12 protein-coding genes are annotated in these 8,579 nt (G+C 68.0%); 5 read left to right on the top strand and 7 right to left on the bottom strand.

Annotated features, from left to right (window positions below):
• Nucleotides 1-58 precede the first annotated feature (58 nt).
• Nucleotides 59-748 carry an SDR family oxidoreductase gene (locus VHL31_RS02010; protein WP_329659530.1) on the bottom strand — a complete coding sequence of 230 codons (690 nt, stop codon included), beginning with the start codon at nucleotides 746-748 and terminating at the stop codon, nucleotides 59-61.
• Between the two features lie 240 nt (nucleotides 749-988).
• Here VHL31_RS02010 and VHL31_RS02005 point away from each other — a divergent pair, with 240 nt between their 5' ends.
• Nucleotides 989-1,534 (top strand): TetR/AcrR family transcriptional regulator, encoded by a 546-nt coding sequence (locus tag VHL31_RS02005; protein ID WP_329659529.1) that lies wholly within the window; start codon nucleotides 989-991, stop codon nucleotides 1,532-1,534.
• 57 nt (nucleotides 1,535-1,591) lie between these two features.
• Here the strand turns inward: VHL31_RS02005 and VHL31_RS02000 are convergent, their stop codons facing one another.
• Nucleotides 1,592-2,062 (bottom strand): helix-turn-helix transcriptional regulator, encoded by a 471-nt coding sequence (locus VHL31_RS02000; RefSeq protein WP_329659528.1) that lies wholly within the window; start codon nucleotides 2,060-2,062, stop codon nucleotides 1,592-1,594.
• A gap of 172 nt (nucleotides 2,063-2,234) precedes the next feature.
• Here VHL31_RS02000 and apaG point away from each other — a divergent pair, with 172 nt between their 5' ends.
• Entirely contained in the window at nucleotides 2,235-2,627 is a 393-nt protein-coding gene (apaG, locus tag VHL31_RS01995) for a Co2+/Mg2+ efflux protein ApaG (protein WP_329659527.1), read from the top strand.
• 18 nt (nucleotides 2,628-2,645) lie between these two features.
• Here the strand turns inward: apaG and VHL31_RS01990 are convergent, their stop codons facing one another.
• Both VHL31_RS01990 and VHL31_RS01985 read right to left on the bottom strand, forming a co-directional pair.
• The gene (locus VHL31_RS01990) at nucleotides 2,646-3,689 is read right to left on the bottom strand and encodes an ATP-binding protein (RefSeq protein WP_414653625.1); all 1,044 of its coding nucleotides are present in this window, start codon (nucleotides 3,687-3,689) and stop codon (nucleotides 2,646-2,648) included.
• A 370-nt stretch (nucleotides 3,690-4,059) separates the two neighbouring features.
• The gene (locus VHL31_RS01985; RefSeq protein WP_329659525.1) at nucleotides 4,060-4,794 is read right to left on the bottom strand and encodes a response regulator; all 735 of its coding nucleotides are present in this window, start codon (nucleotides 4,792-4,794) and stop codon (nucleotides 4,060-4,062) included.
• A 174-nt stretch (nucleotides 4,795-4,968) separates the two neighbouring features.
• Here VHL31_RS01985 and VHL31_RS01980 point away from each other — a divergent pair, with 174 nt between their 5' ends.
• The 3 genes from VHL31_RS01980 (at nucleotide 4,969) to VHL31_RS01970 (ending at nucleotide 6,491) form a co-directional block, all read left to right on the top strand.
• On the top strand, nucleotides 4,969-5,457 hold the full coding sequence (locus VHL31_RS01980; RefSeq protein ID WP_329659524.1) for a Spy/CpxP family protein refolding chaperone: 489 nt from the start codon (nucleotides 4,969-4,971) through the stop codon (nucleotides 5,455-5,457).
• Between the two features lie 407 nt (nucleotides 5,458-5,864).
• Nucleotides 5,865-6,113, top strand: coding sequence for a hypothetical protein (locus VHL31_RS01975; RefSeq protein WP_329659523.1), 249 nt, complete (start codon nucleotides 5,865-5,867; stop codon nucleotides 6,111-6,113).
• A gap of 150 nt (nucleotides 6,114-6,263) precedes the next feature.
• Complete coding sequence (locus VHL31_RS01970; protein WP_329659522.1) at nucleotides 6,264-6,491, top strand: hypothetical protein; 228 nt, start codon at nucleotides 6,264-6,266, stop codon at nucleotides 6,489-6,491.
• Between the two features lie 136 nt (nucleotides 6,492-6,627).
• Here VHL31_RS01970 and thiL read toward each other — a convergent pair whose 3' ends face one another.
• Genes thiL through ribH form a run of 3 tightly spaced genes read right to left on the bottom strand, consistent with a single transcriptional unit; the run spans nucleotide 6,628 to nucleotide 8,554 of the window.
• Nucleotides 6,628-7,593, bottom strand: coding sequence for a thiamine-phosphate kinase (gene thiL / locus VHL31_RS01965; RefSeq protein WP_329659521.1), 966 nt, complete (start codon nucleotides 7,591-7,593; stop codon nucleotides 6,628-6,630).
• Between the two features lie 11 nt (nucleotides 7,594-7,604).
• Complete coding sequence (nusB, locus tag VHL31_RS01960) at nucleotides 7,605-8,093, bottom strand: transcription antitermination factor NusB (protein WP_329659520.1); 489 nt, start codon at nucleotides 8,091-8,093, stop codon at nucleotides 7,605-7,607.
• On the bottom strand, nucleotides 8,090-8,554 hold the full coding sequence (gene ribH, locus VHL31_RS01955; RefSeq protein ID WP_329659519.1) for a 6,7-dimethyl-8-ribityllumazine synthase: 465 nt from the start codon (nucleotides 8,552-8,554) through the stop codon (nucleotides 8,090-8,092). Before ribH ends, nusB begins: the two co-directional genes overlap by 4 nt.
• Between the last annotated feature and the right edge of the window lie 25 nt (nucleotides 8,555-8,579).

The following is an 8,579-nucleotide window of genomic DNA, read 5'->3' as shown; positions in this document are numbered from 1 at the left end:
ACAACCTTGAGCATTCACACCACTACAAGTCCGATAGACGAAGGGATCGGACGCTGCGTCAAGAGGCCTCGACAAGTGCGGGCATGGTGATGGCGGAACTGTTCTCCGCTCGTCCCGGGCCGGCCACGCTCTTGTTGTCGTGCCGTCGCATGGACCGGCCCGGCGCCGGCATGGCCGCTGCCGGGCCGACTCGCGGGCCAGCCAGGAAGGCTACGGTGCCGGCCACGTCCTCGAAGCTGGCTGCCCACGCCGCCACCGGGACGAGGCGCCGGGAAGGGCGCCGTGCCGCCAGCGTCGCAGGCTGGACCACGCCCATCGCGATCTTCCACCGTCCGCCGGGCATTGGCCGGCCGGTCTCCGCCCGGTCCTGCCGGCCGATCGAGATGACCCGTCCGCCGTTGCCCAGCCGGGCGATCACCGCCTGCAGGGGGCAGGGCAACTCGTCCATGGTCGCCGCAACTGCCTGGCAGGGCCGGCTGGCACCGGTCTGATCGACGACGACGTCCAGCCGGCCGAAGCGCGATGCCACCAGCTCGGCCAGCCGCTCGATCCGGTCGGACTTGAACACGGCCCCTTGGACCCCGTGCCGTTCCAGGTCGTGGGCGAGTGCGTCGGCCGGGTCCGGCAGCCCGGTGTAGCCGATCGCGACATGCGCGCCCTCCTGTGCCAGGCGTTGCGCCACTTCCGCCCCCAGCCGGTCCACCCCATCGGTCACCAGGGCGACCCTGCCGGCCAACATGTCGACCATCACCTTGTTCCAACCATTCCGTACTGCCCGCTACAGAAATAGCAGGCGGCCGCTGCGGCACAAGGTGGTTTTTTAACGCTTCCTACAAAAAGACAGGACCGGGCCGGAGCGGTCTGGTCCCTTGCAGGGGCCTGACGTACAGTTTATGTAACATGTGCTATGGAAACAACCCGTTCCCCTGTGGGCAAGGCAAGAGGAAGGCCGCGCGCTTTCGATCGCGATGCCGCGCTTGAGCGTGCCATGCTGTTGTTCTGGCGTCAGGGCTATGCGGCGACCTCGGTTGCCGAGCTGACCGCTGCCATGGGGATCAACCCGCCCAGCCTTTATGCCGCGTTCGGCGACAAGGAGCGGCTCTTCCTGGAGGCGGTGGAGAGCTATCAGCACAAGGCATCGCAGGCGGCGGCCCGGCTGTTGGCGGAGGCGCCCACGGCCAAGCTGGCGATCGAGCGGCTGCTGGAAGCCATGGCGCAGCACCTGACCTGCCCGGACCACCCGTCCGGCTGCATGGTGGTGACGGCCGCCATGAACTGCTCGTCGGACTGCAGCCATCTGCAGCATGCGCTGGCCGAGCGGCGCGCGGCTGGTACCCGCCGCCTGCGCGAGCGGATCGAGCAGGGGATCCGGGACGGCGAGTTGCCGGCGGAGGTCGACGCGGCCGGGCTCGCTTCCTTCTACGACACGGTCATGCAGGGGATGACCATCCAGGCGAAGGACGGGGCGAACCGCGAGCAGCTGCTGGCGACGACGCGAACGGCGATGCGCGCCTGGCCCTCGGTCGACAGGTGACGTCGAAACAGGCTGGCGAAGGATGGACGAAGGTCCTCCGCCAGCCGGTCGGAATGGTCAGGCTGCGCGCGATTCCATCGCGGCCATCGACGGACGCTGCAGCGAATGGCCGAGGATGCGCAGGATGGCTTCGGCCTGGTCCCAGGGCAGCGCCTGCTCGACCTGCAGCCAGACATGGTCGCCGTCGTTTGCCAGGTGGCGCAGGGTGAAGCCGTGGCCTGCCTTGGGTGCGGAGGCCTGCTCGCTGGTCATCGGAATGAGCTGCTCGGGGCCTACCGCCAGGGCTGCCGCCAGCCTGTTCAGGATGGCTGGTCCAGGCAGGTTCTTGCCGCGGATGTAGCCGCTCACATTGTCCCGGCCGATGCGCGCCCGACGGGCCAGTTCGGACTGCGTCCAGCCACGCTCGCGCATGACCGACAGCAGACGCTGGGCAAAGGCCGCCTTCATTGCATCGTCGGCGCGGCCACTGTCGCGCCGGTCTTCTTCGTTGCCCATCTCGTCACCGTCGATGTCTGACTGTCGCGACACGATAAATCCCCGATTAGTTGAATTCAATATCCTTCTTTCACGTCAGCTTGACGCAGGGTCCGATCCCGGGCGGCACAAAGGGCGCAGCTGGCGCAATGGTTGCATGACCTCCCCTGGACACGGGGCTGGAGCGTCTCCAATTTTCTCCATCTCATTGACAGGTACCGTAGCCATGTATCGTGCCCTCACTCGCTCGATCGCCGTGTCGGTCGAGCCGTTCTTCGTGGAGGACCAGTCGAGGCCGGACGAGCAGCGCTGGGTGTTCGGCTACCGGATCAGGATCGCCAACCAGGGAGCCGAACCGGTGCAACTGGTCGGCCGGCATTGGCGGATCACCGATGCGAGCGGCCGGATGATCGAGGTCCGTGGCGAGGGGGTGGTCGGCGAGCAGCCGCGCCTCGAGCCAGGCGAGTCCTTCGAGTACACGTCAGGCACGCCGCTCGCGACCCCGACCGGCATGATGCTCGGCAGCTACAGCATGGTCACCGACGGGGGTGAAACGTTCGACGTCCGCATCCCTGCCTTTTCGCTGGATGCGCCGGGCGTGACGGCCACCTTCCACTGACGATCCCCGGCGGGATCGTCAGCGGGCCAGCGTCGCCACGACGAGCGTTCCGCCGCCCGGCCGATCCAGGATCCTGACATCTCCGCCATGGGCGCGCACGATGCCCCGGGCTAGCGCCAGCCCCAGGCCGGTTCCGCCCGTGGTCCGGGACCGTGAGGTCTCCAGGCGGAAGAATGGCTCGAACACCCGCTCCCGCATCGCCTCCGGAATGCCTGGGCCACGGTCCGCGATCTGGAGTTCGGCGGTCTTCTCGGTGGCCACCAGCGTCACTTCGGCGAGCGTCCCATAGGTGATGGCATTGATCAGGATGTTGTCGACCGCGCGCCGCAGCGCCGTCGGCCGCCCGCGCAGGACCAGGCGGTCCGGCCCCTCGTAGGTAGCCTGGCGGCCCGCATCCGCTAGGTCGTCCACGGCCGTGCGCACGAGGGCCGCGAAATCCAGGTCGGTCGCCTGCTCGACGCCCGCCACGTCCTTCGCGTAGGCCAGCGTTTCCCGGAGCATCGTCTCCATTGCCTGGACGTCCGCCTTCGCCCGGCTGCGCGCGGTATCGTCCGGCAGGTCTTCCAGCCGCAGCCGCAGCCGCGTGAGCGGGGTGCGCAGGTCATGCGCGATGGCCGCGAGCATCGACGTGCGCTCGGCCAGGAGGTCGCCGATGCGCAGGCGCATGCGGTTGAACGCGGCCGTGGCGCGCCTGAGTTCCGGCGGACCGGTCTCCGGCAACGGCTCGGCCGGCAGGCCTGCCGCGAAACGGTCGGACGCCACCGCGAGCGCGATGACCGGGCGGGTGATCTTGCGGAACAGGAGCCAGGCGAGCAGGGCGGCGACACCCACGACGCCCAGCACGATCAGCAGCACGCGCCCCAGCCAGAACCGGGACAGCGTATCGGCCGGCACGGTGAAGATGAGCCAGTCCCCGTCATACTGGCGGATGCCGACCTCGAACCTCGCAAAGGAGGGCAGGAGGTCTGGAGGCTGGTCGGCATCCTGGACCCGATCCTCGTGGTCGACCTCGCGCAGGACCACCTCGCGCCCTGCGAACACCCCGGACGGGTGCTTGGCCATCAGGCGCGTGATCGCTCGGTCCAGCTTGGGGTCGTCAACCGGCCGGCCGCGGGGCTCGTCCAGCATGCGTACCAGCAGCAGCGGGCCGGAGATCGCCCGCAGCGCCACGCGCAGCTCCGGCGGCGGCAGGCGGTCCACCAGCAGTTGCGTCGCCGCCATGCGGTCAATCGTGGCGAGGCGCACGAACCGCCGTGCCGTATCGGCCCGCTCCCAGAACGTCCAGGCGGCGGCCAGCGCCAGCAGCAGGGCTACCAGCGCCACGGCCAGGAGGACGAGCCGGGTCGTCAGCGTGGCAGGGGCCAGCTTGCGCCGGAGGCCGTCAGGGATGACCCGGGCGACGCTGGGGGCGGCGGCCGGCTTCAAGACCGGGTCAACCCTGGGTGACCGGGACCGAGAGCACGTACCCGCCGCCGCGCACGGTCTTGATCAGCTGCGGCTCCTTCGGATCGTCGCCCAGCTTCTTGCGCAGGCGGGACAGCAGCACGTCGATCGAGCGGTCGAAGGGATGCGCCTGCCGGCCCTTGGTGCGGTCCAGGAGCTGGTCGCGGGTCAACACCCGGCCGGCGGCGCCAGCCAGCACCAGGAGCAGGTCGAACTCGCCGCCGGTCAGCGGGACCAGGACGCCCGTCGGGTCGCGCAGCTCCCGGCGGGCCGGGTAGATGAGCCAGCCCGAGAAGCGCAGGGTGGGCTCCTGCGGTGCCGGGTCGTCGGTGGGGCCGGCCTGCTCGTCCTGGCGGGTGCGCCGCAGCACCGCCCGGATGCGTGCCAGCAGCTCGCGCGGCTCGAAGGGCTTGGCTAGGTAGTCGTCGGCGCCGATCTCCAGCCCGACCACCCGGTCCATCGGGTCGGCCAGCGCCGTCAGCAGGATGATTGGCAGGGATGGCCGCTCCGCCCGCAGGCGCCGGCAGGCGGTCAGGCCGTCCTCGCCGGGCATCATCACGTCCAGCACGATCAGGTCGACCGGCTCGACGGCGAGCAGCGCATCCATGGTGCGGGCATCCTCGGCGGTCCGCACCGCAAGGCCATGGCGGGACAGGAACGCAGCGACGAGGTCGCGGATCTCTTGGTCGTCGTCGACCACCAGAACGATCGGATTGGTGTCCATGCCGCGATCCTAGTCGGCTTCGATGGTTCAGGGCAGGGGTCGTTGCACTTCGTCACAATCACGACATGGGTCGCAACCGCCGATCTGCAGCTTCCGGCACCTCGTTACTTGACGCGACATCACTCGTTAACAGGGCAGTGGCAATCTCGTTTCGTCAAACGTTGGGAGATGAGCATGCGCAACTGGACAGCGGCAGGATTGGGAGCGATTGCGGCGATCGCCGTGGTCGGAGGTGCCGGTGTCATTGCCAGCCCCCCCGACTGGGCCCGTGGCTCGGGAGGCGGCATGCATCGCGGCCCCGGGCACATGATGGGCGCCTTTTGCGGGCCTCAGGCGGGCGAGCGACTTGAGCATGCGCTCACGTCCTTCGAGAGCTTTGCGAAGTTCGAGGGACAGCAGCAGACGAGCTGGATCGCCCTCCGCGATACGCTGAAGCAGGCGCAACCGCAGGTCCAGGAGATCTGCGGCGAGGTACGCGGCATCCGCGACGGCAACTCCGTCGACAAGCTCACGACCGTGCAAGATGCGCTGACCAAGGCCGCCGCCGTCGTGGCCGAGCTGCAGCCGGCCTATGCCAACTTCTACGGGACGCTGGACGACGCGCAGAAGCGTACCCTGGACGAGATGTTCGAGATCCCGAGCCGCCACATGAGGCGCGGCTAGGGAACGTTCCGAGGCGGCTTGGCGGGTACGCCCCCGCCAATCGACCACGCCAGGCCGTCTCGGACCGGCATGTCGGAAGCCAGGCAGTATCCGGCCGTCGTTGAACTGGATCCTCCAATCGCGCCCCTGCCACCCACTGGGCAGGGGCGCACGGGCGGTCCAGGAGTGCCGGATGTCGGAAAGCCATGATCCGGCTCTCGAAGTTGCTGCTTTGGCTGGTGGTGGGCTTCGTGCTGGCCCAGGTCGCGATCGGCCTGAGCTGGACCAGTCCGTCCCGGAAACGACTCGGCGCTACGTCTTCTTTCGCATCCGCACGATCTGCGGCATCGCGATCCTGATCCTGACCATCACCCAGGATCGCTTGGCGCCGTACCAGCCCGTGGCGGCCATTGCCGCAGGACGCGCCATTGGCCCTGAAGATCGCCGCCCGCACGAACCACGTGCTTCTCTACGTGGCCCCGATCCTCGAGCCCCTGCTGATCGTCTCGCCGTACGGTGGTGGCTCGGAAGGCTGGGCCGGCTCGGTCCACGTGCCCCTCCCCAAGACGATCATCGTGCTGGTCGTGCTGCACGTCGCCCGCGCCCTGTACCATGGCAGTGTTCATCGCGATGGTGTCCTGCAGCGCATGCTGTCTCTAGGCCTGACCGGTCGCTGATCCGTCCGATTCGGTTCGTTGCCACCACGTGTCGGGCGACAAAGCCGCCTGTCCAGCGCATGATCACGCAGCCATCGTCGAGAATTAACATTGTTGTAATATTTGTTCGCTAAGTCCATATTCATGAGCATGAATCGCAAACCATCCATCTTGAACGACATCCTGCACGAGTGGCCTTACGCTTCGGATAAGACGTCCCTCGTGCGCGACCAGCTGAGCCGCCGCGACCCGATCGACTGGGTCGAGGAGGAGGAAGTTGGTCGCCTCCTCGTCGCACTGACCGACGAGGGCCCTGAACTGCGACCGGCTTTGGCCGAGGCATTGAGCCAGCGTCATTGGCGCCGGGCTGCTGCCACCGTCGCGGGCCGCCACGCCTGACGCCACGCGTCATCGCGGGTGCCAAGCTGCCCGTTGCGTGCACAGGTCGTGAACTGCAAGAACGAACCCAAGGACGCTCGTAACTTCAATGCTTTAGATTGTTTTCGACGCTGGGCCCGGCCGCTGCTCCGAGCCCCTAGAAATGCGTCCAGCCCCGCGCGCGTTGATCGCGCGCCTGGCCCTGATCGGCGACAGCCACACCATCTCCCTCGACGACCCGACCGATCACCGTCACCGGCGTCGGCAGCTGCGCCAGCCGCTCCTGCCTTGCCGGCGGGACCGTGAACAGCAGCTCGTAATCGTCTCCCCCGGACAGGGCCGCGTCGATCGCACCCGCCATCATCCTGGCCGCCTCGGACAGGGGCAGTGCCCCGACCTCGATCGTCGCCCCAAGGCCCTGGCCGCGCGCCGCGCGCGAGGCATCGAGGATGTGGCGGAGGTCGCCGACCAGCCCATCCGAGACGTCCATGCAGGCACTTGCCACCCCGTGCAGGGCGTGGCCCAGTTCAAGCCTCGGACGCGGAAGCCGGTAGCGGTCGACGAGATAGGCATCGGCCGCCGCCGATCCGCTCGACCCACCCTTGAGCACCTGCAGGCCCAGCGCTCCGTCGCCAAGGCTGCCCGACACGCAGACGAGATCACCGGCGGCCGCCCCGCCGCGCGTCAGTGCCTGGCCCGATCGGACGGTGCCCAGGATCGTGAGGGAGAAGAACAGAGGCCCCTCCGTGGCAACCGTGTCGCCGCCGAGCAGGTGCAGGCCGAAGCTTGCCTGGTCCTCCGCGAGCCCTGCCACGAACGCCGCCAGCCATTCCTCGGGCAGGTCGCGACGCCGTCCGAACGCGGTGAGATAGCCCAGCGGCTGGGCCCCCATGGCGGCCAGGTCCGACAGGTTCTGCCGGAGCAGCTTCTTGGCGACTGTTGCCGGCGGATCGGCGCTCAGGAAATGAACGTTCTCGACAATCGCGTCCTTGGCAATCACCAGCTGCCGCCCCGCCGGCGGATCGAGCAGCGCCGCGTCGTCCGAAAGGCCGAGCGCGCCGGCGAAGCCGCTTGCCAGCGGCTTCAACAGCCGGTCGATCATCTGGAACTCGCCGAGCGCCATCGACGTCCTCGCTAGACCGTCGGCACGTCCCGGCGCATGTCCCGGGACAGCCGATCCAGGATCGCGTTGACGAAGCCGGGCTCGCCTCCTTCGAAGAAGGCGTAGGCGAGCTCGACATACTCGTCGACCACCACGTTCGGAGGCACGTCGTGGCGGTAGGCCAGTTCATAGGCGGCACAGCGCAAGAGCGCGCGCATGGGCGCCGACAGCCGCTCCATGGTCCAGCCGGTGGCCAGGAGCGGAGCAATGTCGCCATCGAGCCTGGCCGTCTCCTCGGCAGCACCGGTCACCACCAGCCGGAACCATTCCCTGTCGACATCCGGCGCCGGCTCGTCGGGCAGGAAGGGCTCGAACAGCTCGGACAGGCGGTGGTCGTCGAATTCGTGCACGACCATGCTCGGCCGGGCACCCATTAGCTCGATCTGGTAGAGGGCCTGGATGGCAGCGAAGCGGGCAGCCCGGCGCTTCGTGATCGGCTTGCTGGTCTTCTTGCGGGTCATCCGCGGAACTTGTCCCGTAATGCGATGAGGTGAAGGGCCGCCAGGGCCGCACCGCCGCCCTTGTCCAACTGCGCAGGATCTGCACGCACGATCGCCTGCTTCTCGTTCTCGACCGTAAGGATGCCGTTGCCTACGAGGCGCTGCTCTCGGATCGCGAGTTCCGTGATCCCACGCGAGCTTTCGTAGGCGACGGTATCATAATGGGTAGTCTCCCCGCGGATGATCACCCCCAGGGCGACAAAACCGTCATAGCTTTTTGGCGCCAGCGCGATCGCCGCGGGGATTTCCAAGGCGCCCGGCACGACCACATGGTCGACGCGGTTCACCCGCGCCTTCTCGAGTGTTCGCCGTGCACCTACCACGAGCATGTCGTTGATCTCGGCGTAGTAGCGCGCCTCGACGATCAGAATGCGTGCACGCGTGAGAATCGGTATCCCGAGCTGGTCGCCGCTTCCGGCCATATGAAAACGTCCTCAATCTATCGCG

The sequence above is a fragment of the Geminicoccus sp. genome (assembly GCF_036263595.1).
GTDB lineage: Bacteria > Pseudomonadota > Alphaproteobacteria > Geminicoccales > Geminicoccaceae > Geminicoccus.
The sequence above is the reverse complement of the archived record's forward strand: the minus strand, read 5'-3'. Positions and strand labels throughout refer to the sequence as shown.

Coding starts and splice junctions, on each gene's coding strand:
- apaG (WP_329659527.1), top strand. CDS start 2,235: ATGTATCGTGCCCTCACTCGCTCGATCGCCGTGTCGGTCGAGCCGTTC.
- VHL31_RS01990 (WP_414653625.1), bottom strand. CDS start 3,689: ATGGCCAAGCACCCGTCCGGGGTGTTCGCAGGGCGCGAGGTGGTCCTG.
- VHL31_RS01985 (WP_329659525.1), bottom strand. CDS start 4,794: ATGGACACCAATCCGATCGTTCTGGTGGTCGACGACGACCAAGAGATC.
- VHL31_RS01980 (WP_329659524.1), top strand. CDS start 4,969: ATGCGCAACTGGACAGCGGCAGGATTGGGAGCGATTGCGGCGATCGCC.
- ribH (WP_329659519.1), bottom strand. CDS start 8,554: ATGGCCGGAAGCGGCGACCAGCTCGGGATACCGATTCTCACGCGTGCA.
- nusB (WP_329659520.1), bottom strand. CDS start 8,093: ATGACCCGCAAGAAGACCAGCAAGCCGATCACGAAGCGCCGGGCTGCC.
- VHL31_RS02010 (WP_329659530.1), bottom strand. CDS start 748: ATGGTCGACATGTTGGCCGGCAGGGTCGCCCTGGTGACCGATGGGGTG.
- thiL (WP_329659521.1), bottom strand. CDS start 7,593: ATGGCGCTCGGCGAGTTCCAGATGATCGACCGGCTGTTGAAGCCGCTG.
- VHL31_RS02005 (WP_329659529.1), top strand. CDS start 989: ATGCTGTTGTTCTGGCGTCAGGGCTATGCGGCGACCTCGGTTGCCGAG.